General features: G+C 67.4%; 23 protein-coding genes. 20 read left to right on the top strand and 3 right to left on the bottom strand.

Annotated features, from left to right (window positions below):
* Positions 1–8 precede the first annotated feature (8 nt).
* Genes BLQ50_RS05585 through BLQ50_RS05575 form a run of 3 tightly spaced genes read right to left on the bottom strand, consistent with a single transcriptional unit; the run spans position 9 to position 3,268 of the window.
* Positions 9–566 (bottom strand): hypothetical protein, encoded by a 558-nt coding sequence (locus tag BLQ50_RS05585; protein ID WP_093181962.1) that lies wholly within the window; start codon positions 564–566, stop codon positions 9–11.
* 5 nt (positions 567–571) lie between these two features.
* Entirely contained in the window at positions 572–961 is a 390-nt protein-coding gene (locus BLQ50_RS05580) for a hypothetical protein (RefSeq protein ID WP_139185754.1), read from the bottom strand.
* A 51-nt stretch (positions 962–1,012) separates the two neighbouring features.
* Positions 1,013–3,268: an MMPL family transporter gene (locus BLQ50_RS05575; RefSeq protein ID WP_093181958.1), complete on the bottom strand. Its 2,256-nt coding sequence runs from the start codon at positions 3,266–3,268 to the stop codon at positions 1,013–1,015.
* 42 nt (positions 3,269–3,310) lie between these two features.
* Between BLQ50_RS05575 and BLQ50_RS05570 the strand changes: the two genes are divergently transcribed.
* The 20 genes from BLQ50_RS05570 to BLQ50_RS05470 all read left to right on the top strand — a co-directional run bounded on the left by BLQ50_RS05570 (position 3,311) and on the right by BLQ50_RS05470 (position 25,163).
* On the top strand, positions 3,311–4,702 hold the full coding sequence (locus BLQ50_RS05570; protein ID WP_093181957.1) for a replication-associated recombination protein A: 1,392 nt from the start codon (positions 3,311–3,313) through the stop codon (positions 4,700–4,702).
* Positions 4,703–4,874: 172 nt separating this feature from the next.
* Positions 4,875–5,501, top strand: a complete 627-nt coding sequence (gene rpsD / locus BLQ50_RS05565; RefSeq protein ID WP_093181955.1) for a 30S ribosomal protein S4 — start codon at positions 4,875–4,877, stop codon at positions 5,499–5,501.
* Positions 5,502–5,713: 212 nt separating this feature from the next.
* Positions 5,714–6,094: a DUF948 domain-containing protein gene (locus tag BLQ50_RS05560; protein ID WP_245700922.1), complete on the top strand. Its 381-nt coding sequence runs from the start codon at positions 5,714–5,716 to the stop codon at positions 6,092–6,094.
* Complete coding sequence (locus BLQ50_RS05555; protein ID WP_093181952.1) at positions 6,094–6,528, top strand: hypothetical protein; 435 nt, start codon at positions 6,094–6,096, stop codon at positions 6,526–6,528. Before BLQ50_RS05560 ends, BLQ50_RS05555 begins: the two co-directional genes overlap by 1 nt.
* A gap of 78 nt (positions 6,529–6,606) precedes the next feature.
* A complete protein-coding gene (gene alaS / locus BLQ50_RS05550) occupies positions 6,607–9,306 on the top strand; it encodes an alanine--tRNA ligase (RefSeq protein ID WP_093181950.1) in 2,700 nt (899 codons plus the stop codon).
* On the top strand, positions 9,303–9,821 hold the full coding sequence (gene ruvX, locus BLQ50_RS05545) for a Holliday junction resolvase RuvX (protein WP_093181949.1): 519 nt from the start codon (positions 9,303–9,305) through the stop codon (positions 9,819–9,821). The genes alaS and ruvX overlap by 4 nt, the downstream gene beginning before the upstream one ends.
* Positions 9,822–9,937: 116 nt before the next feature.
* Positions 9,938–11,119: an endolytic transglycosylase MltG gene (gene mltG, locus BLQ50_RS05540; protein ID WP_175559031.1), complete on the top strand. Its 1,182-nt coding sequence runs from the start codon at positions 9,938–9,940 to the stop codon at positions 11,117–11,119.
* Between the two features lie 7 nt (positions 11,120–11,126).
* Complete coding sequence (locus tag BLQ50_RS05535; RefSeq protein ID WP_093181946.1) at positions 11,127–12,017, top strand: shikimate dehydrogenase; 891 nt, start codon at positions 11,127–11,129, stop codon at positions 12,015–12,017.
* 113 nt (positions 12,018–12,130) lie between these two features.
* Positions 12,131–13,804 carry a GspE/PulE family protein gene (locus BLQ50_RS05530; protein ID WP_093181944.1) on the top strand — a complete coding sequence of 558 codons (1,674 nt, stop codon included), beginning with the start codon at positions 12,131–12,133 and terminating at the stop codon, positions 13,802–13,804.
* A gap of 488 nt (positions 13,805–14,292) precedes the next feature.
* Complete coding sequence (locus BLQ50_RS05525) at positions 14,293–15,441, top strand: type IV pilus twitching motility protein PilT (protein WP_093181942.1); 1,149 nt, start codon at positions 14,293–14,295, stop codon at positions 15,439–15,441.
* 2 nt (positions 15,442–15,443) lie between these two features.
* The gene (locus BLQ50_RS05520; RefSeq protein WP_175559030.1) at positions 15,444–16,670 is read left to right on the top strand and encodes a type II secretion system F family protein; all 1,227 of its coding nucleotides are present in this window, start codon (positions 15,444–15,446) and stop codon (positions 16,668–16,670) included.
* Between the two features lie 144 nt (positions 16,671–16,814).
* Positions 16,815–17,219: a prepilin-type N-terminal cleavage/methylation domain-containing protein gene (locus BLQ50_RS19195; protein WP_281181303.1), complete on the top strand. Its 405-nt coding sequence runs from the start codon at positions 16,815–16,817 to the stop codon at positions 17,217–17,219.
* Positions 17,220–17,440: 221 nt separating this feature from the next.
* Positions 17,441–17,842, top strand: a complete 402-nt coding sequence (locus BLQ50_RS05505; protein WP_217629110.1) for a prepilin-type N-terminal cleavage/methylation domain-containing protein — start codon at positions 17,441–17,443, stop codon at positions 17,840–17,842.
* A 164-nt stretch (positions 17,843–18,006) separates the two neighbouring features.
* Positions 18,007–19,359, top strand: coding sequence for a type IV pilus modification PilV family protein (locus BLQ50_RS05500; protein ID WP_093182562.1), 1,353 nt, complete (start codon positions 18,007–18,009; stop codon positions 19,357–19,359).
* Positions 19,360–19,415: 56 nt separating this feature from the next.
* Complete coding sequence (locus BLQ50_RS05495; RefSeq protein WP_093181939.1) at positions 19,416–20,060, top strand: hypothetical protein; 645 nt, start codon at positions 19,416–19,418, stop codon at positions 20,058–20,060.
* A gap of 2 nt (positions 20,061–20,062) precedes the next feature.
* Entirely contained in the window at positions 20,063–21,796 is a 1,734-nt protein-coding gene (locus BLQ50_RS05490) for a hypothetical protein (protein ID WP_093181937.1), read from the top strand.
* Positions 21,797–21,811: 15 nt separating this feature from the next.
* On the top strand, positions 21,812–22,591 hold the full coding sequence (locus BLQ50_RS05485; RefSeq protein ID WP_093181936.1) for a prepilin peptidase: 780 nt from the start codon (positions 21,812–21,814) through the stop codon (positions 22,589–22,591).
* 99 nt (positions 22,592–22,690) lie between these two features.
* A complete protein-coding gene (pilM, locus tag BLQ50_RS05480; protein WP_217629109.1) occupies positions 22,691–23,755 on the top strand; it encodes a type IV pilus assembly protein PilM in 1,065 nt (354 codons plus the stop codon).
* Positions 23,752–24,462: a hypothetical protein gene (locus BLQ50_RS05475; RefSeq protein ID WP_139185753.1), complete on the top strand. Its 711-nt coding sequence runs from the start codon at positions 23,752–23,754 to the stop codon at positions 24,460–24,462. Before pilM ends, BLQ50_RS05475 begins: the two co-directional genes overlap by 4 nt.
* Positions 24,462–25,163: a hypothetical protein gene (locus tag BLQ50_RS05470; RefSeq protein ID WP_093181931.1), complete on the top strand. Its 702-nt coding sequence runs from the start codon at positions 24,462–24,464 to the stop codon at positions 25,161–25,163. The genes BLQ50_RS05475 and BLQ50_RS05470 overlap by 1 nt, the downstream gene beginning before the upstream one ends.
* The last annotated feature ends 434 nt before the right edge of the window (positions 25,164–25,597 follow it).

The raw sequence follows: 25,597 nt of genomic DNA, 5'->3' as shown, positions 1-25,597 counted from the left end.
TTGGCGTCCTACCAGCGGGTGGGCGGGGTCGTGCTGCCGTCGAAGGAGCCGTGGCGTGGGGCCTCGGGGGAGTCGGGGAGCGGGTCGAAGCGCAGCGGGTCCGGGCGGTCCCGGTAGATCCCCGCCCACCAGCGCAGGAGCGCCACCCCGGCGAGGGCCGTGACCACGAGCAGCAGGAAACCGAAGGGCGCGAAGCTGCGGTCCCCGGAGCCCAGTGTTATCGATGCGTCCCGCGCACCGATGACCCAGAACCACCCGACCACGAGAGGCGTGGTGACTGCGACGGTGACGGTCGCGGCCGTGCGGACCCGCGACCGGTGCGCGGTGACGGCTCGCTCGTGCGCCAGGCCTTGCGCGCCGCGGTTGCCGCGGATGCGCGTAACCAGAGAGCGACGCTCGCGCCGGTCCCGGTCGACGAGGGACCACTCGTCCCAGGTCGTGACGGGCTGGGCGGGCCCAGCGGTCTCGTCGGGGGATGTGACGGCGGCGTCGGGCTGCGGGAGGTGAGGGCGGAAGCGGTCCAGATACGCGTCGTCGGGCATGGGTTGGGTGAGCGGGTCGTCCATGCGGGCTACCAGTTTCGGGGTGGGAACCGCGGGCCGGGCGGCAGCGAGCCGAAGGGCTGCGGGTTGGCAGCCCGGGCGTCGCTGTCCTGGGCGAGCGCCAGCGTCGTGGCGGGGAATTGCGGGTAGCCCGGGCGGCCGAGGAGGGTGAGGATTTCGTCCTTCCTCAGCAGCCAGGATACAAGAAGGCCCACGGGCACGAAGTTCAGCAGCGTCGGCGTGCCGAGCCCGCTGACAACGACGACCATCGCGACGAACGGCAGGACCGCGGCCACGATCAGCGCGATCGTGATCGCTCGGGTGGCGAAGGTCCAGCGCCGATACCGCGCCATGGCGGCCTCGTGCGTGGTGATGACCGCGCGGGCCGCGGGGCCCATACCGGCGGAGGTCGGATTCATCCGGACAGTGTGACACGCACCTGCGCCGGGTGTCTCCAACCCGCCGCCGGATTAGTGGGTGATGCCGAAACGCTCGTGCAGCCGGCGCAGCGGGGCCGGGGCCCACCAGTTCCACTTGCCGAGCAGCGTCATCGTCGCCGGGACAAGCAGCATCCGCACGATCGTCGCGTCGATGAGGATGGCCACGGCCAGGGCGAACCCGACCTGCTTGATGATGAGCAGCTGGCCGAACACGAACCCTGCGAAGACCACGATGATGATCGCGGCCGCGGACGTGATGATCCGCCCGGTCCGCTGCAGCCCGAGCCGGACAGCCGTCTCGGAGTCGACACCCTCGTCATGCAGCTCCTTGATCCGCGAGAGCAGGAACACCTCATAGTCCATCGCGAGGCCGAAGGCGAACGCGATGACGAGCGCCACGACGAAGGTCTCGATCCCGCCGGTCGAGGAGAAGCCCAGCAGCCCGGACAGGTGACCGTCCTGGAACACCCAGACGAGCACCCCGAGAGACGCAGCGAGGGAGATCGCGTTGGTCAGCAGCGCCTTGACCGGGATCACCACGGACCCCGTCATGAGGAAGAGCAGCACGAACGTAGCCAGCACGACGATTCCCACGGCCCACCAGACCCGCTCGCCGAGCGCGTGGACGAAGTCCACCTGGCCTGCGGCCTGCCCGAGCACCCAGTAGTCGGCACCGGGGTCGAGGTCGCGGATCGCGCCGACGACGTCGAGGGCCTGCGAGCCACCCGGGTCGCCGGAGCTGATGTAGACGCCGACGGTGGCGTAGTCGTCGATCAAGGCGGGCGCAGTGACCGAGTCCACGCCGTCGAGCGAGGCGATCGAGTCGGCGAAAGCCTGCGCGCCGGCCTCGTCGTCGCGCACGAGCACGTGGATCTCGGGGGAAGCGGTGCTCGGGAACTGCTCGGCGAGCTGGGTGACGAACTGGCGCTGGGGTGAGCTTGCCGGCAGCAGCTCGATGCCTGAGTTGCGCATCTGCAGACCCGCCGCTGGGATCGCGAGCACCCCGAGCACGACGACGCAGCCGATCATCACCCACGCCGGGTGCCGCTGGACCCGGGTCGCCAGGCGTGAGAAGACGCCCTCGTCCCGGTCGGCGGCGGCCGTGCGGGTGAGCACCTGACGGATCCCGGGGATGGTGGACAAGATCCCCGGGCGGAGCAGCCGCTTGCCGGCCAGGCGCAGCAGAGCGGGCACGAGGGTCAGAGCGGTGGCCACGGCCACGAGGATGACCGCGAGCCCGGCCCCGCCGATGGACCGCAGGATCTCGGGGGTGAAGACCATCAGTCCGGCGATCGAGATCGCCACGGTCACGGCCGAGAACGCCACGGTCCGCCCGGCGGTGCCCATGGTCGTCACGAGCGCCTGCTCGACCTGCGTGTCGGCACGGCTGCGTCTGCGCTTGCCCGGGTTCTCCGTCGCGGACTCGGCGGTCAGCCGCTGCAGCTCCTCGCGGAACCGCGAGACGATGAGCAGGCCGTAGTCGATCGACAGGCCCAGGCCCAGCAGCGTGACGACGTTGACGACGGACGCGTCGATCTTCATGAGGTAGGACATGCCCAGCAGCAGCCCCAGCCCGACGCCGATCGAAGCGAGCGCGCCGGCCATCGGCATGGCCGCGGCGAGGAATCCGCCGAAGACCGCCACCATGATGATCAGCGCGATCGGCAGCGCGATCGCCTCGCCCGTGGTCAGGTCCCGCTCGACCTGGGAAGTGATGGCATCGAGGATGAGGGCGTTGCCGCCGACGAGCCCGGTGACGCCGGCATTCGTGGCCGCCAGGGACTCCGGCACGGTGCGCAGCACGTCGGCGACGTCGGCGATCGCGGCGGCCTCGGCGTCGTCGGACATCCCTGGTTCGACGCCCACCACGACGAGGAAGCCGGCGCCGTCCTGGGCGGTGAAGAGCTTGCCGACGTCGCTCTCGGGGCCGTCCGGGACGATGATCGGGTCGAGCACGGACTCCACGCCGCTGATCTTCAGCAGCTCGGTGTGTGCGGCGGCCATGACGTCCGCGACGCCGGTCGCGGAGGGCGTGACGCCGTCGACGATGAGGGAGACGTACTCACCTGTCGGGCTGATCCGGTCGAGGATCGCCGCGCCCTCGTAGCTCTGCGATCCGGGGACCACCGGCGCCCCCGAGGTGAGCCTGGAGAACAGGCTCTCTCCGTGTACGCCGAAGACGGCCAGGGCGAAGCCGAGGACCGTGATGACGGCCCACGTGACGATGGCGCTGCGCGGATGGTCTGCAATTCGGCGACCTAGACTTTCGAACACGCAGGCCAGCATCCCACATGCGGGCGATCTCGCAGGAGGATCTAGGCTGGGTCCATGGATCTGTTCGACGCCACGACGCAGGCAGCCAGTGGCGTCCCCAGCGTCGGGACGGGGTCCCCGCTCGCGGTGCGCATGCGCCCCGCCTCGCTCAGCGAGGTCGCTGGGCAGGCGCACCTGTTGGTGCCCGGCTCGCCGCTGCGCCGGCTCGTGGAGCCCGCCGAAGAGTCCTCGCGCCGCGCGGCGCCCGGCTCGGTCATCCTGTGGGGCCCGCCCGGGACCGGCAAGACGACGCTGGCCTACCTCATCGCGACAAGCTCGGGCCGGCGTTTCGTCGAGCTCTCGGCGGTCACGGCGGGCGTCAAGGACGTCCGCGCGGTGATCGAGGATGCCCGACGACGCCTGGCCACCGGTGGGTCGGAGACCGTCCTGTTCATCGACGAGGTGCACCGCTTCTCCAAGTCGCAGCAGGACGCGCTGCTGCCGAGCGTGGAGAACCGCTGGGTGACCCTCGTCGCGGCCACGACCGAGAATCCCAGCTTCTCCGTCAACTCCCCGCTCCTGTCGAGGTCCCTGCTGCTCACCCTGCAGCCTCTGAGCACGCAGGACGTGCGCACGCTCGTCGACCGGGCGGTCGACGACGAGCGCGGGCTGGCTGGCACGGTCGCCCTGGCCGACGACGCGCAGGACCACCTCCTGCGCCTGGCCGGCGGCGACGCGCGTAAGGCGCTGACCATCCTCGAGGCGGCCGCCGGTGCGGTGCTGTCCGCCCCGGACGGGGAGGACGGGGCCCCACCGGACCGTGAGCATCCGGTCACGCTCGACCTGGCCACCATGGAGCGCGCGATCGATGTCGCGGCGGTGCGCTACGACCGCGACGGCGACCAGCACTACGACGTGATCAGCGCGTTCATCAAGTCCATGCGGGGATCGGACGTCGACGCGGCGATCCACTACCTGGCCCGGATGATCGCGGCGGGGGAGGACCCGCGGTTCATCGCCCGCCGGATCGTCATCTCCGCGGCCGAGGACGTCGGCATGGCCGATCCCTCCGCGCTGCAGACCGCGACGGCCGCGGCGACTGCGGTCGCGCTGATCGGCATGCCCGAGGCACGGATCATCCTCGCCGAGGCGGTTGTGCACATCGCGACCGCGCCCAAGTCGAACGCCGCGTACATGGCGATCGACGCGGCGCTGGCCGATGTGCGCGCCGGCAAGGCCGGGTCGGTCCCCGCGCACCTGCGCGACGCCCACTACGCGGGGGCGAAGGGGATCGGGCACGGGCAGGGCTACAAGTACGCCCACGACGCCCCGCACGCAGTCGCCGCGCAGCAGTACCTGCCCGACGAGCTGGCCGGATCGCGCTACTACCTGCCCAGCGACCGCGGGTACGAGCGTGCCGTGACCGAGCGGATGGACAAGATCCGCACCATCCTGCGCGGGGAGTAGCCCCACAGATGTTAGAATTCTCAGGTTGCCCTCTTGGGTGACCACTGGGACCTCGGCCCTGTGAGCGGGACCTGCGTCTGACGCACGGGTTCGCTCCGTCGGCTGGTCCCGCATCCCACGCGACCCGCGTGAGGTATGCGACGTCAATCACGACAGGAATGGACGACTTTTTATGTCTTCTGTGACCCGTTCGCGCCGCCAGGTTCGCCTGAGCCGCGCGCTGGGCATTGCGCTCACCCCGAAGGCCGTCAAGCACTTCGAGAAGCGCCCCTACCCCCCGGGCGAGCACGGCCGCGCCCGTCGCCGCACCGAGTCGGACTACGCGGTCCGTCTTCGCGAGAAGCAGCGTTTGCGCGCCCAGTACGGCCTCCGCGAGAAGCAGATGGCGCGTGCCTTCGAAGAGGCTCGCAAGGCTCCGGGTCTGACCGGTGAGGCTCTCGTCGAGATCCTCGAGGTCCGCCTCGACGCCCTCGTGCTGCGTTCGGGCTTCGCCCGCACGACGCTCCAGTCGCGCCAGGCCGTGGTTCACCGCCACATCCTCGTCGACGGCAAGATCGTCGACCGCCCCTCGTTCAAGGTGAAGCCGGGCCAGACGGTCCAGGTCAAGCCGAAGAGCCAGGCAACGGTTCCGTTCCAGGTCGCCGCCGCCGGTGCGCACCGCGACGTCCTCCCGGCCGTCCCGCCGTACCTCGAGGTTCAGCTCGAGAAGCTGTCCTTCACGCTGGTGCGTTCGCCCAAGCGCGCCGAGGTTCCGGTCACCGCCGAGGTCCAGCTCGTCGTCGAGCACTACTCGCGCTGATCTGTTCCTGATCTGCACACAAGGACGCCCCGCTCGCAGCGCTGCTGCGAGCGGGGCGTCCTTGTGTGCAGGTAGTCTCGTCCCCAGTGCCACCTCCGCTGAGTGCGGGGAGATGGCTGCCTGACGTCCGGTATGTGCAGCCATTCGGCCGCACTCAGCGGGGCTGGGTGGGTGTGGGGATGACTTTGGTGTCTATGGCAAGGAGCGCGTCTGTGATCGGAGAAATCGCGGGACTCATCGCGGCGGTCGCCTTTGTGGCGCTGGTCGGTCTCATCGCTGTACCCCTGCTCAAGCTGGGCAAGGTGTTCGACACCACGACGCAGTCCATCAAGGACCTGACCGAGCACTCGGTGCCGATCCTCGACGAGTCTGCGCAGACGGTCGCAAGCGCCAACGTCCAGCTCATCAAGGTGGACACCATCACCACGGCCGCGGCCGAGGTGAGCCAGAACGTCTCGGCCCTCACCGGCCTGTACGCCGCCACCTTCGGCGCCCCGCTGGTCAAGGTCGCGGCCTTCTCCTACGGCGTGCGCAAGGCCTTCGGCCAGGCGGCCTCCCGGGTGCGCGACGGCGCAGGCAAGAAGGCGCGCTGATGGCCCGCCTGTTCTGGGTCGGCACGGGGGTCGCGCTGACGGTCGTCGTCGTGATCAAGGGACGCCAGATCATCCACCGCTACGCCCCGGCCGCCGTCGTCGATCGCGCCACCGCGACCGCAGCGGCCACCGGCTCGGCGCTCTCGGACGCAGCCACGCACTTCCTCTCCGACTTCCGAGCGGCCCGCGACGAGCGGGCGAGAGAGCTCGCCGACGCGCTGCTCGCACCGACCCAGGGATCGGTCGAGGACCTGCAGGCCCGCCGCCGTGCCTATGACGCCGACGCCGCTCGCGACGACGCCGGCCGGCACGGTCCCGGCCGCCACGCCGACGACTCCGAGCGCGCGACCCGGGCCCGCTATGCCGTCGACAATGACAACGCGCCGATCCAGGACGACGACTCCGACGACGACGAGCTCGGCTACTCCTTCTGACTAAGATTGATCCGCACTGCGGCCCTGCCGCGGGCCTCCGCACCATCCTTCCCTGCACAACCGTCGATAGAGGACATCATGCGCACCGCCGAGATTCGCAAGCGTTGGCTCACATACTTTGCCGAGCGCGATCACACGGTGGTCCCGTCCGCGTCTCTCATCTCCCCGGACCCCTCCACGCTCTTCACGATCGCGGGGATGGTCCCGTTCATCCCGTACATGACCGGTCAGCAGACCGCGCCGTGGAAGCGGGCGACGAGCGTGCAGAAGTGCGTACGGACCCTGGACATCGAAGAGGTCGGCAAGACGACCCGGCACGGCACGTTCTTCCAGATGAACGGCAACTTCTCCTTCGGTGACTACTTCAAGGAAGAAGCCATCACGTTCGCGTGGGACTTCATCACCGGCTCGGTCGAGGACGGCAAGCTCGGCTTCGACCCAGAGATCATCTGGGTCACCGTCTTCCACGAGGACGAGGAGTCGCGCGAGATCTGGAAGCGCGTGGCGGGCCTGCCCGACGAGCGCATCCAGTCCCGCGGGATGAAGGACAACTTCTGGTCCACCGGCGCGCGCGGACCCGCCGGCCCGTGCTCGGAGATCTACGTCGACCGCGGCCCCGCCTACGGCATCGAGGGCGGCCCGGTCGCGGACGAGGACCGTTACATCGAGATCTGGAACCTCGTGTTCATGCAGTTCGAGCGCGGCGACGGCGGCGGCAAGGACTCCTTCCCGATCCTGGGCGAGCTCAAGCAGCGCAACATCGACACCGGCATGGGCCTCGAGCGCGTCGCGTTCCTGCTCCAGGGCGTCGACAACATGTACGAGATCGACGAGGTCTTCCCGGTCATCGAGGTCGCCCAGCGGCTCTCCGGCAAGGCCTACGGCGCGGTCCACGCCGACGACGTGCGCATGCGCGTCGTCGCCGACCACATCCGCTCGGCCCTCATGCTCATCGGTGACGGCGTCCGCCCCTCCAACGAGGGCCGCGGCTACGTGCTGCGCCGTCTCATCCGCCGCGCGGTCCGCGCCATGCGCCTGCTCGGCGTGGAGGACCCCTCGCTGCCCGCGCTCCTGCCGGCCAGCATGAACGTCATGAAGGAGTCCTACCCCGAGCTCGGCACCGACTTCGAGCGGATCTCCGCGATCGCCTACGCCGAGGAGGAGGCGTTCCGGCGCACTCTCACGGCTGGGACCACGATCCTCGAGTCGGCGGTCGGCTCGGCGATCGAGTCGGCGACCAAGGCTGGCTCCGCGACGCCCGTGCTCGGCGGACCAGAGGCCTTCGCCCTGCACGACACGTACGGCTTCCCGATCGACCTCACGCTCGAGATGGCCTCCGAGCACGGCGTGACTGTGGACGAGAAGGCCTTCCGCGCGCTCATGCAGGAACAGCGCACCCGGGCCCGCGCGGACGCGCTCGCCAAGCGCAACGGCGGCGCCGACAAGGCCGCCTACGAGGCGCTGGCCAGCGAGATAGCCAAGCCGGTCGAGTTCCTCGGCTACACCGAGACGACCGCCCGGGTGGCCGTCGTCGGCCTTGTGGTCGACGGCGTGCCCGGCCCCGCGGCCACCGCCCCGGCCACGGTCGAGGTCATCCTGGACCGCACCCCCTTCTACGCCGAGGCCGGCGGCCAGCTCGCCGACCACGGCACGATCGTGCTCGACGGCGGCGCGACCATCGAGGTCGACGACGTCCAGGCCCCGATCAAGGGCCTCTCGGTCCACCGCGGCCGGGTCGTCGACGGCATCGTCACCATGGGCGAGACCGGCACGGCGACGATCGACGTGGCCCGCCGGAAGGCGATCAGCCGCGCCCACTCCGCGACGCACATGATCCACAAGGCACTCCAGGAGTCCCTCGGCAAGGACGCGACCCAGGCCGGGTCGGAGAACGCCCCGAGCCGGATCCGTTTCGACTTCCGCTCGAGCACGGGGCTCCCGCAGGGCGCGCTGAGCGAGATCGAGGAGCGGGTCAACACCCAGCTCGCCGAGGACCTCGAGGTCACCGAGCAGATCATGAACATCGACGAGGCCCGGGCGCTGGGCGCCATGGCCCTCTTCGGGGAGAAGTACGGCGACCGCGTGCGCGTGGTCTCGATCGGCGGCGACTGGTCGCGCGAGCTGTGCGCGGGCACCCACGTCAAGCGCTCCGGTCAGCTCGGCATGGTCACGCTGCTCGGAGAGGCCTCGATCGGCTCCGGCGTCCGCCGCGTCGACGCCCTCGTGGGCGACGGCGCCTACGGCTTCCACGCCAAGGAGCACGCCCTCGTCGGCCAGCTCACGGGCCTGCTCAACGTCCGCACGGACGAGCTGCCCGACCGCGTCGGCGGCTTGCTCGCGCGCCTCAAGGAGACCGAGAAGGAGCTCGCGGCCATGCGCCAGCGCCAGCTTCTCGCCTCGGCCGGTGCCCTCGCGGCCGGCGCCGACGTCGTCGCCGGTGCGCGCGTCGTCGTGCACGACGCCGGGGAGGTGGCCTCCGCAGACGACCTGCGGGCCCTGGCCCTCGACCTGCGCGGGCGGCTCGGCGAGGCTGAGGCGTCCGTCGTGGCGATCGGCGGGGTGTCCTCCGGCCGCCCGCTCGTGGTCATCGTGACCAACGCGGGTGCGCGTGAGCGGGGGCTCAAGGCCGGCGCCTTCGCCAAGGCCGCCTCGAGCGTTCTCGGCGGTGGCGGTGGCGGTAAGGACGACATGGCCCAGGGCGGGGGACAGGACGCGACCGCGCTGCCGGCGGCCCTCGCCGGGGTGCGCGACGGCGTCGCGCAGGTCCTCGGCGCATGAGCGATCCCGCTTCACAGGAGCTTCCGCAGGGCCTTCCCCGCGGTCCGCGGCTGTGCATCGACGTGGGGAGCGTGCGGGTCGGGGTCGCGGCGAGCGACCCCGACGGGCTCATCGCGACCCCGGTCGACACCTTGGCCCGGGACATGGTCACGGCCGCGAAGAACCCGGCGGCCGTGCCGACCGATGTCGCGCAGATTGCGACCGAGGTGGACGAGCGCGGTGTGAAGGTTGTGTATGTCGGTCTTCCGCGGCACCTTTCTGGGGCTGAGGGCTCGGCTTCGGCCAGTGCACGGGCGTACGCTGGCTTTTTGGCTGCGATCATCGCACCCGTCCCGGTTCGCATGGTCGACGAACGGATGAGCACCGTGAGCGCACACCAGGCGTTGCACGCGTCGGGACGGGCAGGACGCAAGCACCGTTCGGTGATCGACCAGGTCGCTGCGGTCGTGATCCTGCAGTCCTCTCTCGAGCGTGAGCGCAGCAGCGGTGAGCGCGCGGGAGAGCTCATTCCCTGAGCGATACCTGTGACCCGCGGTCGCGGGTATGTCCTTGACGGTGTATCTGCAGTAGGTTGTGGGTTTGTCCACGGGGGCGCAGCGACGATGTTTGACGAGTGTGGAGGCTCCAACCGGTGAATGATCTCTTCGAGGGACCGACACATGTCGAACATCCTCATGGCGAGGAGCACCTGTCGCGCGCCGAGAAGCGCGAGCTGCGTGCCGAGCGCAAGCGGGCGGCGAAGCGCCGTCGGCGCGCCCTGATCAGTGTGCTCGTGGCCGTCGTCCTGATCGGCGCCGGCGGATACTTCGTGTGGACCAAGGGCACGGCCTTCTTCGACGACTTCGACCCCTTCGGGTCGAGCGCACCGGACGAGATCATCGACTACCCGGGACCGGGTACCGGCGAGGTACAGGTCACGGTCGCCGCGGGCGCCGCGGGATCGCAGATCGGCCAGACGCTCGCCGAGTCCGGCGTCGTGGCCTCGGCCAAGGCATTCACCGCCGCGTACACCGCGAACCCGAATGCCGCCTCGATCCAGCCGGGCACGTACAACCTCTTCAAGGAGATGAAGGCGTCCGACGCGGTCACCGCGCTGCTGGACCCCGCGAACCGAGCCGACTTCATCGTCGAGATCCCCAACGGCTTCAACAAGGCCAAGACCATCGCCCGGATCGTCAAGGTCACCGGCTTCGCCGAGGCCGACGTGACCGCCGCGATGGCCGACGCCGCCGGGATCGGCCTGCCCGCCGAGGCGGGCGGCAACGCCGAAGGGTGGCTCGCCCCGGCGCGCTACGAGTTCGGCCTCGACTCGACCCCGACCCAGATGATCGCGCAGATGGTGGCCGGGACGGTTGCCACGCTCGATAGCCTGGCTGTTCCGATCGAGAACCGTCAGACGCTTCTCACGACGGCGTCCATCGTCGAGAAGGAAGCAGGAACCGACGCGGACCGCCCGCTCATGGCCTCGGTCATCAACAACCGCCTCGCGATCGACATGAAGCTGCAGATGGACGCGACGCTGCACTACTTCCTCGGCACGACCGACGACGCGAGCTCCACCACGGCGGACACCGAGGTTGACAACCCGTACAACACGTACAAGTACGCCGGCCTGCCTCCGGGCCCGATCGCCTCGCCCTCCGTGGCGTCCCTCCAGGCGGTACTCACCCCGGCGGACACCGACTACCTCTACTGGGTGGCCGTCGACCCGGTCAACAAGGTGACGAAGTTCGCGGCGACCTTCGCCGAGCACGAGGCGAACAAGAAGCTCTACGACGCGTGGCGCGCAGAGCACAACGCGGCCAAGGATTGAGCGGGACGTGCCCCTCGCTCCACGCCGCGCCGCGGTGCTCGGTCATCCGATCGCGCACTCCCTCTCGCCTGTGCTGCACCGCGCGGCCTACGCCGCGCTCGGCCTGACGGGCTGGGAGTACGACGCGGTCGACGTAACTTCTGAGACCCTCGGCGCCTTTGTCACTGACCTTGACGACTCGTGGGCCGGGCTGAGCCTGACCATGCCGCTCAAGCAGACCATCATCGCCCTGCTCGACCACATCGAGCCGCTCGCCGAGGTCACCGGCGCGGTCAACACGGTCGTGTTCTCCGGGGTGGGAGCCGGGCGGACGCTCGTCGGGACGAACACGGACGTCTATGGCTTGGTCACGGCGATCCGGGAGGGGGCCGTGGATTCTGCGCCCCGTGGGGGCGCGGTCGTGCTGGGGGCCGGCGCGACGGCGTCGTCCACGCTCGCGGCGCTGGCCGAGCTCGGTTACCCATCGGCGGACGTCTATGTGCGCTCCCTCGGGCGCACCGGTGACCTGCAGCGCGCGGCGCACCGGATGGGCGTCACCCCGCGATTCCACGCTCTCGACGGCGCCGCTCGGGCGATGCTCGGGGCCGCGGTGGTCGTCTCGACGCTGCCGGCCCACGGGGCCGACGGGGTCGCTGGCGAGCTCGGCGCGCTGGTCGCGGCGGGGGAGTCCGGCGTGACCGGAGTCCTCCTCGACGTCTGCTACGAACCCCGCACGACGGCGTTGGCCGCCGCGTGGAGCGCGGCCGGCGGAGCGGTTGTGGGCGGGCAGCGGATGCTGCTGCACCAGGCGGTTGAGCAGGTGCGGCTGATGACCGGGCGGGTCGCCCCGACCGAGGCGATGGCTGACGCGCTCGAGCAGGCGCTCGCCCAGGCGCCTACCCGCACCCTCGAGGCGTGAGAGACGTCACCCAGTCTCGCCCTCACGTGCGGCCGATCCTCTGCCGATAACTCCACGGACGATTGAAACTCGCTCGGCGACACTGAGCGCGCAGCGGCCGATGAGGAGAATCCATGAAGCAGCTCGGTGAGATCCTGCTCGAAGAGGGACTGGTCAACGAGACGCAGCTGATGGCTGCGCTCGACGAGCAGGTCATCCGCGGCACGAGCCTGGGGCGTGTGCTCGTCGAGCTGGGGGTGCTCACCGAGGGCCAGCTGGTCTCGGCGCTGGCCGCCCAGGTCGGCATGCAGTTCGTCGACCTCGACGTGTTCCCGGTCGACCGCACCGCCGTCGCCCGCCTCAACGGCTCGGTGTGCCGGCGGTACACGGTCCTGCCGATCGCCTTCGAGGACGGCGCGATCGTCCTGGCCATGGCCGACCCGGGCAACGTGCTCGCCATCGACGACGTGCGCTCCATGACCGGCATGCAGGTGCGACCCGTCGTGGCCACGCACGAGGACGTCTCCCGCGCGATCGACCGCTTCGTGCGCGCCGACGACGAGATGGACAACCTCACGAACGCCTTCGTGGAAGAAGGCCGCCTCGAGGACGTCGACCTGTCTAAGATCGGTGACTCCGTCGAGGACGACGCCCCGATCGTGCGGTACGTCAACCTCATCGTCACCCAGGCGATCACCGACCGGGCCTCCGACATCCACATCGAGCCGGCCGAGCACGACCTACGGGTGCGGTACCGGATCGACGGCGTGCTGCACGAGATGCAACGCTCGCCCAAGAGCATCTCCGCGGGGGTCACCTCCCGCGTGAAGATCCTCTCCGACATCGACATCGCCGAGCGCCGCAAGCCCCAGGACGGGCGCATGTCCGTGGTCCACAACGGGCGCAAGATCGACCTCCGCGTGGCGACGCTGCCCACCGTGTGGGGCGAGAAGATCGTCATGCGAATCCTCGACAACTCCACGGCCAGCCTGGACCTGCGTGACCTGTCCTTCGGCGAGGAGAACTACGCGGTCTACTCCGAGGCGTACAACAAGCCCTACGGGATGATCCTGGTCACCGGGCCCACGGGTTCGGGAAAGTCGACGACGCTGTACGCGACACTCAACGCCGTCTCCAAGCCGGAGATCAACGTCATCACGGTCGAGGACCCGGTCGAGTACCGCCTCGACGGCATCAACCAGGTGCAGGTCAACCCGAAGGCCGGGCTCACCTTCGCCGGCGCGCTCCGCTCGATCCTGCGCTCCGACCCCGACGTCGTGCTGCTCGGTGAGATCCGCGACCACGAGACCGCACAGATCGCCATCGAGGCGGCGCTCACCGGTCACCTCGTGCTCTCGACCCTGCACACCAACGACGCACCGTCGGCGATCACCCGGTTGGTCGAGATGGGCATCGAACCCTTCCTCGTCGGGTCGGCGATCGACTGCATCGTCGCCCAACGCCTCGCGCGCAAGCTGTGCGGCAAGTGCAAGGCGCCGTACGAGCCGGATGAGGTCGAGCTCGTCGCGTCTCGGTTCCCGTGGACGCCGGGGGAGCCCAAGCCGCAGCTGTTCCGGGCGGGCGGATGCACCACGTGCTCGGGGACCGGGTACCGCGGGCGCCTCGCCCTGCACGAGGTCATGCGGGTGACCGAGGAGATCGAGCGGCACGCGGTCACAGGGTCGTCGTCCGCGGAGATCATGAAGACTGCAGTGGCCCAGGGGATGCGGCGGCTGCGCGACGACGGATGGATGAAGGTAGTCCAGGGGCAGACCTCGATCGAGGAGATCATGCGAGTGGTCGCTTAAGGTCTGCCGTCGGTGCGCCGATAACCAGGCGTCACATGTTTCGTGTGATTGTCGACGCGAGAGGCTAATCCATGAGCGAGTTCCCGGTTCCTCCTGTGGAGCCCCAGGGTGGGTCCCACCCGGCAGACGGGACGATCGCCCGGGAGTGGCAGGCGCCCGCTCTCCGAGCGGAGCCTCCGACGCGCAGATCAGCGGCCAGCTGGATGGGTGGCGCCGGCATAGACAGTCCGACCTCGCCGCTCGCACGCGCCTACGGTGCCCCGGCACCTCTGCCCCCGCCGCAGGCCTCAGCCAGCCAGGCGCCGTGGGGCGGTCCGCGTCAAGAGACTGCGCCACCCCCACGTGCGATCCAGCAGCCGTTGCAGACGGCGCAGGTGCCGTCTGCGACACCTCCAGCTGCGGCGTTTGCGAGCCTGCACCAGGCCCAGCCTCCGACGGCACTCTCCAGCGCACCCCGTGCGCAGGGCGTAGCTCCGAGCCGCGTCGGCATGAGCCGGCAGCAGCAGGACAGTGACATCGAGCTCGAGGTCGTCCTCCGGGCGTTGGTCGAGGCCGGGGCGTCCGATCTCCACCTCACAGTGGGCGCGCCGCCGATGATTCGGCGTAACGGCTCGCTCGTCCCGCTCGAGGACTACCCGCCGATCGTGGCTGAGAGTCTGCAGCGCACGCTCTACAGCATCCTGACTCAGAAGCAGCGTGAGAAGTTCGAGACGGAGCTCGAGCTCGACTTCTCGCACGCTCTGCGCGGCCTGGCCCGCTTCCGTGTGAACATCTACCAGCAGCGCGAGTCGGTAGGTGCCGTCTTCCGCGTCATCCCCTACGAGATCAAGCCGCTCGAGGAGTTGGGCGTCCCTGCGGTGGTCGCGAACTTCGCCGGGCTGCCCCGCGGGCTGGTCCTCGTGACCGGCCCCACCGGCTCAGGAAAGTCGACCACGCTGGCATCGATCATCGACCTCGCCAACCGCACACGCGCCGACCACATCATGACGGTCGAGGACCCGATCGAGTTCCTGCACAGGCACAAGAAGTCGATCGTCAACCAGCGCGAGATCGGATCTGACACGCACAGCTTCTCGACCGCCCTCAAGCACGTGCTGCGCCAGGACCCCGACATCATCCTCATCGGCGAACTCCGCGATCTCGAGACGATGTCCGTTGCTCTCACAGCAGCCGAGACCGGGCACCTCGTCTTCGCGACCCTGCACACACAAGACGCTGCGCAGACGATTGACCGCATCATCGATGTGTTCCCCTCCGAGCAGCAGGGCCAGGTGCGCACCCAGCTTGCCGGCGCCCTCCAGGGCGTGGTCTGCCAGACGCTGTGCAAACGAACGGGCCGTCCGGGACGTGTCGTGGCCACCGAGGTCATGATTGCCACCCCTGCGATCCGCAACCTTGTCCGCGAAGGCAAGACGCACCAGATCTACTCCGCCATGCAGGCAGGGCAGAAGCTCGGCATGCACACGCTCGACCAGCACCTCGCGGACCTCGTCCGGACCAACCAGATCTCGTACGAGACCGGCCTCGAAAAGTGCCACCACGTCGAGGACTACAACAAGCTCACGGGACGCCAGGCCCGGATGAACCAGGGCGGCGCCACGCTCCAGCAGGCAGCCACCAACATCGGAGGACTCTGACCGTGGCAGGCCAACGCACATACGAATACACCCTGCGCGACGCCAAGGGGAAGGTGATCAAGGGACGGATCGAGGCGAACAACGAGTCCGCGGTCGCGACACGCCTCAAGAGCATGGGCGTCGCTCCGATGTCGATCGCCGAGGTCCAGAACACCGGGCTCCAGCGGGAGATCACGATCCCTGGCTTCAGCAAGAAGATCACGATGAAGGACCTGTCGATCATGGCGCGCCAGTTGGCGACCATGATCTCTGCGGGCCTCAGCTTGCTACGGGCCTTAAGCATCTTGGCCGAGCAGACGGACAACCCGGAGCTCGCAAAGATCCTCAACCTCGTCCGCGGCGACATCGAGACGGGACTGTCGTTCTCCGACGCGCTCGGCCAGCACAAGGCGACCTTCCCACCCATCATGCTCAACATGGTGCGCGCCGGAGAGATCGGAGGGTTCCTCGACCAGGTGCTCGTCTCCGTTGCCGAGAACTTCGAGTCCGAGGTGCGGCTGCGCTCGAAGATCAAGTCCGCCATGACCTACCCCGTGGTCGTGTTCTGTATCGCGATCCTGGCCGTGGTCGGGATGCTCCTGTTCATCGTGCCGGTCTTCGAGAAGATGTTCGCCGACCTCGGAGGAGCGTTGCCAGCACCCACTCAGTTCCTCGTCTTCCTCTCGGGGTCCATGAAGTTTGTCCTCCCCCCACTCGTCGTCGCCCTGATCATCGGGTCCGCGTGGTGGTCGAAGCACAAGAACGACGACGGCGTGCGTGCCAAGCTCGACCCGATCAAGCTCAAGATCCCCGTGTTCGGGGGGCTCTTCCGTAAGGTCGCCGTCGCCCGGTTCACTCGCAACTTCGGCACGATGCTGCACGCGGGCGTCCCGATCCTCCAGGCGCTCGACATCGTCGGCGAAACCAGTGGCAACGTGGTCATCGCGAACGCGATCAAGGACGTCCAGGCGTCGGTCCGCCAAGGGCTCCCGCTCACCGACCCCTTGGCGAAGCATCCGGTCTTCCCACCGATGGTCGTGCAGATGATGGCCGTGGGTGAGGACACCGGCGCGCTCGACACGATGCTCGAGAAGATCGCCGAGTTCTACGACCAGGAGGTCGAATCCACGACCGAGCAGCTCACGAGCCTCATCGAACCGTTGATGATCCTTGTTCTCGGCATTCTTATCGGCGGAATGATCATCGCGCTCTACATGCCGATCTTCTCCATCTTCGAACTCATCGGGTGATCTTGGGCGCAGCGCGGGTGAAAAGAACTTCTTTGCCTAACGCTCTCAAGTCCCGCCGGACGGCGTCCGATAGATGATGTACGCCACAGAACGTGCGACACCGGCGCTTCCCTTTCATCTGGACACCTAGAACAGGAGCCTTCCGTGCTCATTCGCATCAACAAGGCAATGAACGACAAGGACCGCGACAAGGGCTTCACCCTCGTCGAGCTGCTCGTGGTCATCATCATCATCGGCATCCTCGCCGCGATCGCGATCCCGGCCTTCCTCAAGCAGCGCGAGAAGGCCTGGGCGTCCGCGGTGACGTCCGACCTCAAGAACGCGTCGATCGCGGCCGAGTCGTTCGCGACCGACCACAACGGGAAGTTCACGGGCCTGGACGCGACCGCGCTCGGCACCAACGGATACAACAAGACGGCGGACGTGACCGCTATCACAGTCGCCCTTGTTGGTACTGGCGACACGGGCTACACACTCACTGCGGGTCACGCGAACCTGAGTGACACCTGGACGTACAGCAGTACTACTGGGGTCATCAAGAAGAACTGATCCAGCACAAGATCCCGTATTCGGAGGGCTCCTCCGCAAGGTCGCCGTCGGCCGGTTCGCGCGCAACCTCGGCGTGATGCCGTACGCAAGAGTACCAATCCTCCAGGCGCTCGACATCGTCCTCAAGTCCCGCCCGACGGCGACCGATAGATGATGTAGGCCGCAGAACGTGCGGCACCGGTGCTTCCCTTTCATCTCGACACCTAGAACAGGAGCCTTCCGTGCTCATTCGCATCAACAAGGCAATGAACGACAAGGACCGCGACAAGGGCTTCACCCTCGTCGAGCTGCTCGTGGTCATCATCATCATCGGCATCCTCGCCGCGATCGCCATCCCGGCCTTCCTCAAGCAGCGCGAGAAGGCCTGGGCCTCCGCGGTGACCTCCGACCTCAAGAACGCGTCGATCGCGGCCGAGTCCTTCGCAACCGAACACAACGGTACGTTCGAAAAGTTGACCGACGCAGAGCTGAAGGCGAACGGCTACAACGCGACGGCGGACGTAACCGTGGCGGTCGGCACAGGGCCTACCACGACCTACACGCTGACCGGAAAGCACGCGAACCTCGGCACGGCGGTCTGGACGTACAGCAGCGCAACCGGAGTCATCACGAAGACTCCGTAATTCCCAGATACTTGGGTCTACGTGTGGGGCGTCGCGCAGGCGGCGCCCCACACGGCTGTATCAAACAAGGTCCTGTGGGTTCCCGCCAGCCACTTCCGGCCACAGGTCGGACTCCGCACCACGTACGCGAAAGAGGGACAGTGAAGGCGATCCGTCGACGAGTCATGATCGCGTCCGAGGGCGAGGCAGGGATGTCGATCGTCGAGGCCCTCGTCGCGATGATGATCTTCGCGCTTGTCTCTACCGGCATCATCTACACGATGCTCAGCGTCCTGAGCGTGAGCCGCGACTCCCGCGCCCGCCAGGTCGCCCTCAACCTCGCGTCCCAAGAGATCGATCTCGCCCGGGACACACAAGACCTCTTCGCGGTGCTTGACGCGACGAAGGACGTCACGCTGAACAAGGACAAGTTCCACGTCACGCGCAAGACACAGTGGGTCTCTGACCCGGGCGCGTCCCTGCAGTGCGGTGCGAGCTCGACCGGCAGCGCGGGTGCAACCCTGCGCTACAAGCGCGTGAACATCAGCGTCACATGGGATGGCATGCGGGAGTCCACAAAGGCCGTGCAGTCAGACACCGTCATCAGTCCCAAGGGGCACCTCAACGACCCCAGCCTCGGCACGATCCTCGTCTCCGTACTCAGCGGTGACGGGACGGGCCGCAGCAACGTGACGGTCACTGCGTCCCCGGCAAGTCCGGCGAACGGCGCGAAGCCCCTCACCGTCGCACCGGCCAAGACAGATGCACAGGGATGCACCTACATCCTCAAGGTGATCCCGGGCACGTACAATGTCGGGGTTTCCGCGACCAACTACGTCTCCTACCTGCAGGAGGGGACGAGCAGCCAGATCGTGGGTGTCGCCGCGGGTGAGTCCGCGGCCGTCGGGTTCCAGTACGACGCTGCTGCTACCTTCGTGCTCAAGCGCGCAGCGAACTTCACCCCGCCGCCAGGTGTCACCGTGAAGTTCCCGACCGCCCTCGACACGACGTTCATCAGTTCCTATGGAGCGCACGTCGTGACGGGTACGTCGGCGAAGCTCTTCCCGTTCTCCTCCGGATACACGGTCCTCGCGGGGAAGTACGTGGCTCCCGCAGACGGTATCCAGAGCTGCCTGTCCGTCGACCCTGCAGCGTGGCTGGACGGCACGGTGAATGGAGTCGCTGTCAGCAGTCCCCAGCCCATCGCTGTGGCCGCTGCAGGTGGGCAGAGCGTCGACGCCCCCGTGGCGATGGGAGTGGTGACCGTCGGTGGCAGCGGTGGAGGGTTCGTCAAGGCCGTTTCAGCGGCCGCTGTCGGTGACGATCCTGGCTGCGCGCAGAAGATGACGTACGCCTTCGACAACATAGGGAACAACGCAACCATCGCGCTCCCCTACGGCTCGTGGAACGTCTTTCGTGGGTCCAGCGCTACCGGCGCGACTGTCCCCGTCCCCGGGGCTGCACTCGTGCCGCTCAACGGCGGCACCGTCACGGGCAACTCTGTGACCTTCGACCCGCGAGTTGAGGTTGTCCCGTGATGGCCTGGCAGGGGAGCCGCTGGGCACGTGCGGAGAGAGAAGGTCGGGACTCCGGTATGAGCCTGGCGGAGCTTCTTGTCACGATGATGCTCATGTCTCTTATCGCAATCTTGGTAGGCACGTTGGTCACGTCGGTGTCGCGCGCCTTCACCTCCGATCGCATCGCGAACGACAACACGACCACCGCCGCGATCGCGATGAACGAGATGAACCGAGTTCTTCGGGCAGGAACCACGATCTCCGTCGCGGGTCAGACGACGGGGACACCGGTGTTCCTGAAAGCTTCCGCGACTTCGGTGACGCTCTCCGCCTTCCTCGACACTTCGGCGGCTGCGTCACAACCCGTGCAGGTGCGGTTCGAGCTCAACGTGGCTACCGGAGAACTCTCAGAGACCCGATGGGCCGCTATCGCATCGAGCAAGCCCAACTGGACATTCGTCGCGACTCCCACGAGCACTCGGGTGATCGCGCGGAACGTGACGGCACCGACCGCATCAACGCCACTGTTCGCGTACCTCAAGGAAGATGCTTCACCCTGGCCCTTCACGAGCGGCGAGCTCACGCTTGATGCGCGACGAGGAGTTGTCGCGGTGACCGTCAGCATCGAGACCCAGACCGGACCTGCCGGTAAGACGGCACCTGTCCGGATTGAGAACACCATCGGTATCCCGAACCTTTCCGTCAGCCGATTGGGGCTTTGACCATGCTTCGCAAGCTTGCTGTCCGCCGGGGCGACGAGTCGGGCTTCGCGCTCGTCCTCGTCATCGGTGTCTCATCGGCCCTGACCATTCTGCTCGTCGCCGGTGTGGCGCTCGCCCTCGGGTCTCAGCGCAAGGCGCGTACAGACCAGGACTGGAGCTCGGCCATGGCGGCTGCCTACGCGGGAGTTGAGGAGTACCAGAGTCGCCTGGCGAACGACACCGCGTACGTCCGCTTCGGTAATCCTGCCGCCCAGTTCTCCTCAGCGTCGACGAACCTGACGCTGCCGACAGGGCTCGCGAGCAACCCAGCCTTTGGGATCGGGAAAACCGGGACGTGGGCCGAGGTTGCCGGCAGCGGGGGCAGCGCACATTTCCGCTATGAGGTCGACAGCTCCACCTACTCCACGGCAGGGCAGCTCCGGCTCCGCGCAACAGGGCGAGCAGGCGGGGAGACCCGGACGATCGTGGCGGACCTCAAGCAACAAGGCTTCATCGACTTCCTGTACTTCACCGACTACGAGATCCAAGACCCGAGCATCTCCGGCAAGGCCACCTCGTGCGTCAAGCACTACTGGGAGGGCCGGACGGGGACAAGCTGCGGCGAGATCCAGTTCGGCGGAAGCGACGTCGTCGACGGTCCGGTGCACTCGAACGACACCCTGAGGATCTGCGACGCGACGTTCAAGGGAATAGTCTCGACCGCGTACAACCCGACCACCGGCCTCAAGTACCTCGCGCAGGGATCGACCGGTACGAGTTGCACCGGCGCGGTCTTCGAGAATGGGAAGCCGGTCTACAGCCCCAGCATCCCGATGCCCCCCACCAACTCCGAGCTCCGCCGGGAGGTCCGCAACGACCTGGCGGCAGAGGTCCCTCGCCCAGGGTGCCTCTACACCGGGCCCACCTCCATCAAGCTGAACAGCGACGGAACGATGACTGTTCGGTCACCGTGGACCAAGAAGACGGTGGTCTCAGGGTCTCCCGCTACTGCCGGCGCGATCTCGAGCCAGTGCGGAACTCCGGGCACCGGCAGCAACCAGCTCGGAAGTGCCACTGGTGCGAAGATCACCGTTCCCGATCACAACGTGGTCTACATCCAGAACGTCCCTAGCCTGTCCAGCGACCCCAACTTCGCAACGACCGCTGCGACAACCTGCAAGGGCGCCAGCGGCGCCGCCGGTAACGGAATTGGCTATCCCGTGGCCAATGAGGTAGTCCCGACGGCGTCGGCATACGGGTGCAATGTTGGTGATGCCTTTGTCGAGGGCACACTGGACGGACAGCTCACGATCGCCACCGAGAACCACATCTACATCACTGGTGACATCAAGTACAAGAGCGCCGCCGACGACATGCTCGGGCTCGTGGCGAACAACGTCGTCTGGGTCTGGAACCCCGTCAAGAGCGACAAGAGCAACCTTCTCAGCGACTCCGGCCGCCGGATCGACGCCGCAATCCTGTCGGTCGCTCACACGTTCCAGGTGCAGAACTACGACCAGGGCGTCAGCCGCGGAACTCTCACGATCAACGGAGCCATCAGTCAGAAGTTCCGTGGGACCGTCGGCCTCATCTCGGGCACGGCCATCTCAAGCGGGTACAAGAAGGCTTACAAGTACGACACCAGGTTCCGCTACACAGCCCCCCCGAAGTTCCTCTCACCTGTGACGACCACCTACGGCGTCTCGACCTGGATCGAGGTCGACACAGCCTTCGACCCCGACGGCTCCTACCGCTAGGCGACCTGACCCACCATGACAGCAGTGATCGTCGCGCTCTTCGCCGCACTTGGACTCGCCATCGGATCGTTTCTCAACGTCGTCATCTGGCGCGTCCCTCGCGGGGAGTCCGTCGTCCGCCCGCCGAGCGCCTGTCCCGGTTGTGGCCGTAAGATCCGCGCACGTGACAACGTTCCGGTGCTCTCGTGGCTGCTCCTGCGAGCACGGTGCCGCGACTGCCGTGCGCCCATCTCCGCGCAGTACCCGGTCGTCGAGCTCCTGACCGGAGTGCTGTTCGTGCTGGTTCTCGTGCGCTTCGGGCTCACTTGGGAGCTACCCGGGTACCTCTACGGCGCCGCGATCGGCGTCGCACTCACGGTCATCGACCTCAAGGTGCACCGGCTCCCCAATGCGATCGTCCTCCCGTCATACATCGTCGTGAGCGCCCTGCTCCTGGTTGCAGCCATCGGCACCGGAGACTGGTCCGCGCTCTTGCGCGCCGGGATCGGTGGAGTGGTTCTCTATGCGGCGTACTTCCTCATGTGCCTCGCCTATCCCGCGGGCATGGGATTCGGTGACGTGAAGCTCGCCGCCCTCATCGGCGCCTACCTCGGATGGATCGGATGGGGAGCACTGGCCATCGGCGCTTTCGGCGCCTTCCTGCTTGGTGGAGCATTCTCCCTGGTTCTGATCGTTCTTCGCCGTGCGGGCCGGAAGTCTGGAATCCCGTTTGGCCCGTGGATGATCCTCGGTGCCGCCTGTGGCATCGCATTCGGGGAGCAGATCTGGTCGTCCTACCTCTCGGCAGTCATGTGACAGCCGCCGAGATTCTCGTCGCGCCGAATCCTCAAGAGTCGCCCGGCTGAGGACGATGACTCCGGTGGGCCATGCGACGGCCCCAGGATGGAGAGACCTGTGACGAAGTCACGAATTATCGGACTGGATATCGGTAGCACGCACGTGCGTGCTGCCGAACTCAAGTTCGACCCCAAAGGCCTGGACTCACAGAGCGTTCCGGAGCTTGTGCGATTCGGTCAGGTAGCGCTACCGGAAGGCGCCCTGCGCGACGGTGAGGTCGCCGAGCCCAACGTGGTCGCCACAGCGCTCAAGCAGCTCTGGCGCGAGCAGAAGTTCAGCACCAAGGACGTCGCCATCGGCGTCGGGAACCAGCGCGTGCTCATCCGTGATCTCGACCTGCCCGCTATGCCGCTCGACCAGATCCGCGCGTCTCTCCCGTATCAAGTGCAAGACCTCCTGCCAGTCGCCGTCGAAGACGCCGTCTTGGACTACTTGCCCACGGGGATCTACGACGGACAGCACGGCTCCCTCGTCGGAGGCCTTCTCGTCGCCGCGACCAAGGACACGGTCCAGGCGAACACTGCTGCGGTCGAGGCTGCCGGTCTGCGCCCAGTCATGGTCGACGTGAATGCGTTCGCACTGACCCGGGCGCTCTCGCGCGGTCAGTGGGCTGAACGCACCATCGCAGTCGTGGACCTCGGCGCACGGATCACCGACGTCGTTGTCATCGACCGCGGTGCCCCGCGGTTCGTGCGAACCCTGCCGACCGGTGGCGCAGACATGACGGAGGCCATTGCGCGCTCGATGAATCTTTCGTTGTCTGATGCCGAGCAGCTCAAGCGTCAGGTCGGGATCGGGAAGACCGTCCCGCCGGCTTACCAGGAGGCAGCGTCCGCGATCGCGGAGGTTGGGCACGTGCTTGTCGAGGCCGTGCGCAATACCCTGTCGTTCTATTCCATGAACAACTCCGGCGGGGCGATCGAGATGGTCCTCCTCACAGGTGGGGGCGCAAGCCTGCCCGGGCTTGGTCAGTATCTGTCGACGGCTGCACGCGTGAGCGTCTCCCTCGCTGCGCCGATGTCCGGCCTGAGGCTGGGGCACGCGATCGCCAGCCAGAGTGACGAGTCGTGGCAGCAGACCATCAGCCTGTCGGCAGGCCTCGCGATGGGAGCGGCAGCATGAGCACGACGAAACTCTCCCAGAACCGGGCCGGAGTGGGGGGCTACACGCCGGTCATCGCAGGCGCCTCCCGGCTCCCGCAGGTCAATCTGCTCCCGCCATCGATCCGAGCCCGGAGGCAGCTGCAACGGCTCAAGGTGCGGCTCCTCTTCGTGCTCGGCGCTGTCATGGTGCTCGGAGTGGCCATCTGGTTCACCACTGCCAACATTGCCATCAATGCCCAGACTGAACTCGAGAACGAGCAGATGCAGACCAGCAAGCTGCTCAGGGAGCAGGCCAAGTATGCGGCCGTTCCTGCAATCAAGGGTCAGATCGGGGACGCGCTCTTGGCACGGACCTTCGTGACTGGTCACGACATCTTCTGGAAGTCCTTGACCGACCAGATCATGGTCGGCCTGCCCGAGGGGGTTGTGGTCGGAGTGATCGACATCGCGACGACGACCCCGCTCGCAGGAGCGCCGGCCGCCCCTGACCCCATCACCGACCAGGGCGTTGCGACCGTCACGGTCGCCGTCGAGTCGCCGACCGTCCTCGACACGTCCGCGTGGCTTGACGTGCTCGATGAGATTCCGGGATTCATGGAGGCGACGTTCAGCACCGCGACGCTCGGTGAGAACGACGACCTCGAACCGATCTACGAGGTCCAGGCGATGGTCCAGGTCGACACGTCCGTCTTCGCCAACCGTTTCAGTGAAGAAGGTACCGGCTGATGAGTCAGGTCAAGTCCTCGACGTTTATCCTTGGCACGGCACTCCTGTCGGTCGCAATCCTTGCAATCGTTTGGTTCCTCGGTGCCTCGACCTCTCTCTCTGAGGCGTCCCAGGCCGAGGCCGACACGAAGGTCGCGAGCGAGCGCAACGCCCAGCTGCGCGTTGAGACCGCGAAGCTCGCTGACGAGTTCTCGCGAATCGGCGAGCTCCAGTCGGAGCTCGCGACCCTTCAGACACAGATCCCCGGGGACGACGGCATAACGGCGTTCAACCGTTTCGTCGGTGAACTCGCGGCGGCTCGCGGCGTCACGATCCTATCTGTGACAGCCGACCCTGCCACTCTGGTGCTTCCGCTGGCCGCAGTTCCAGATGCAGTTGTGGCGACGGATCCCGTAGCCTCCGACCCCGCGACCGAACCCGAGGGCGTCGCGAATCTCTATGCAATTTCGGTGAGCATCACAGTCCTCGGGACATACGACAACGCGACGCTTTTTCTTGACGACCTCCAAAGGGCGAGCTCACGGCTCTATATCGTCCAGACAGTCAACATCGCCGGTCAGGATGCGGCTGAGCCGTCTGGGGGCAAGCCTGCGATCGTTAAGGGCGAAGTCGAGCAGGTCATCAGCGGCTATGTGTTCGTGATGCCCTTCGCGGAGATCCCGGCCACGGGGGATCAGCCCGCCGGGACCGAGGTCAGCTGACACTCGTCTGGGGCAGGGTCGCCCAGTGGACATGGGCGGCCCCCTGCCATCAGTCGATCTCATTCCCCGCACGGTGCTTGCGGCGACCGGCTGCCATGCTGGCGTGCTGGGACCGTGTGCTCGGCGGTCAAGTGACGGGTGGCGCGAACCGCGGGCACCTGAAGCCTGACGGCTGGGAGGCTCGACGCTTCGGTCGGTCTGCTGCTCGGCATATGACGGCTCGCAGCTGCCGATCTGGTACATCGACTCGGCCAGGTATGACAGAGATGGTGAGTCTCCGTTGGGCGGGGTACGCGGGGAGGACTCGCAGCATCTCCTGGTAGTGATCCTGGGCGGCGACTCACCCCCGCATACGCGGGGAAGACCAGTTCTTCCGCCTGAACGGCCTCGAGGTGGAGGGCTCACCCCCGCATACGCGGGGAAGACTTGACGAC

Source organism: Sanguibacter gelidistatuariae (genome assembly GCF_900096585.1).
Taxonomy (GTDB): domain Bacteria; phylum Actinomycetota; class Actinomycetes; order Actinomycetales; family Cellulomonadaceae; genus Sanguibacter; species Sanguibacter gelidistatuariae.
Note: the sequence above shows the minus strand (reverse complement) of the source record. Positions and strands in the feature narration are given on the sequence as shown.

What these genes read in the sequence shown, in the direction of transcription:
- BLQ50_RS05585 (WP_093181962.1), bottom strand. Translation starts at nt 566, where the DNA reads ATGGACGACCCGCTCACCCAACCCATGCCCGACGACGCGTATCTGGAC.
- BLQ50_RS05580 (WP_139185754.1), bottom strand. Translation starts at nt 961, where the DNA reads ATGAATCCGACCTCCGCCGGTATGGGCCCCGCGGCCCGCGCGGTCATC.
- BLQ50_RS05575 (WP_093181958.1), bottom strand. Translation starts at nt 3,268, where the DNA reads ATGCTGGCCTGCGTGTTCGAAAGTCTAGGTCGCCGAATTGCAGACCAT.
- BLQ50_RS05570 (WP_093181957.1), top strand. Translation starts at nt 3,311, where the DNA reads ATGGATCTGTTCGACGCCACGACGCAGGCAGCCAGTGGCGTCCCCAGC.
- rpsD (WP_093181955.1), top strand. Translation starts at nt 4,875, where the DNA reads ATGTCTTCTGTGACCCGTTCGCGCCGCCAGGTTCGCCTGAGCCGCGCG.
- BLQ50_RS05555 (WP_093181952.1), top strand. Translation starts at nt 6,094, where the DNA reads ATGGCCCGCCTGTTCTGGGTCGGCACGGGGGTCGCGCTGACGGTCGTC.
- alaS (WP_093181950.1), top strand. Translation starts at nt 6,607, where the DNA reads ATGCGCACCGCCGAGATTCGCAAGCGTTGGCTCACATACTTTGCCGAG.
- ruvX (WP_093181949.1), top strand. Translation starts at nt 9,303, where the DNA reads ATGAGCGATCCCGCTTCACAGGAGCTTCCGCAGGGCCTTCCCCGCGGT.
- BLQ50_RS05530 (WP_093181944.1), top strand. Translation starts at nt 12,131, where the DNA reads ATGAAGCAGCTCGGTGAGATCCTGCTCGAAGAGGGACTGGTCAACGAG.
- BLQ50_RS05525 (WP_093181942.1), top strand. Translation starts at nt 14,293, where the DNA reads ATGAGCCGGCAGCAGCAGGACAGTGACATCGAGCTCGAGGTCGTCCTC.
- BLQ50_RS05500 (WP_093182562.1), top strand. Translation starts at nt 18,007, where the DNA reads ATGATCGCGTCCGAGGGCGAGGCAGGGATGTCGATCGTCGAGGCCCTC.
- BLQ50_RS05495 (WP_093181939.1), top strand. Translation starts at nt 19,416, where the DNA reads ATGAGCCTGGCGGAGCTTCTTGTCACGATGATGCTCATGTCTCTTATC.
- BLQ50_RS05490 (WP_093181937.1), top strand. Translation starts at nt 20,063, where the DNA reads ATGCTTCGCAAGCTTGCTGTCCGCCGGGGCGACGAGTCGGGCTTCGCG.
- BLQ50_RS05485 (WP_093181936.1), top strand. Translation starts at nt 21,812, where the DNA reads ATGACAGCAGTGATCGTCGCGCTCTTCGCCGCACTTGGACTCGCCATC.
- BLQ50_RS05475 (WP_139185753.1), top strand. Translation starts at nt 23,752, where the DNA reads ATGAGCACGACGAAACTCTCCCAGAACCGGGCCGGAGTGGGGGGCTAC.
- BLQ50_RS05470 (WP_093181931.1), top strand. Translation starts at nt 24,462, where the DNA reads ATGAGTCAGGTCAAGTCCTCGACGTTTATCCTTGGCACGGCACTCCTG.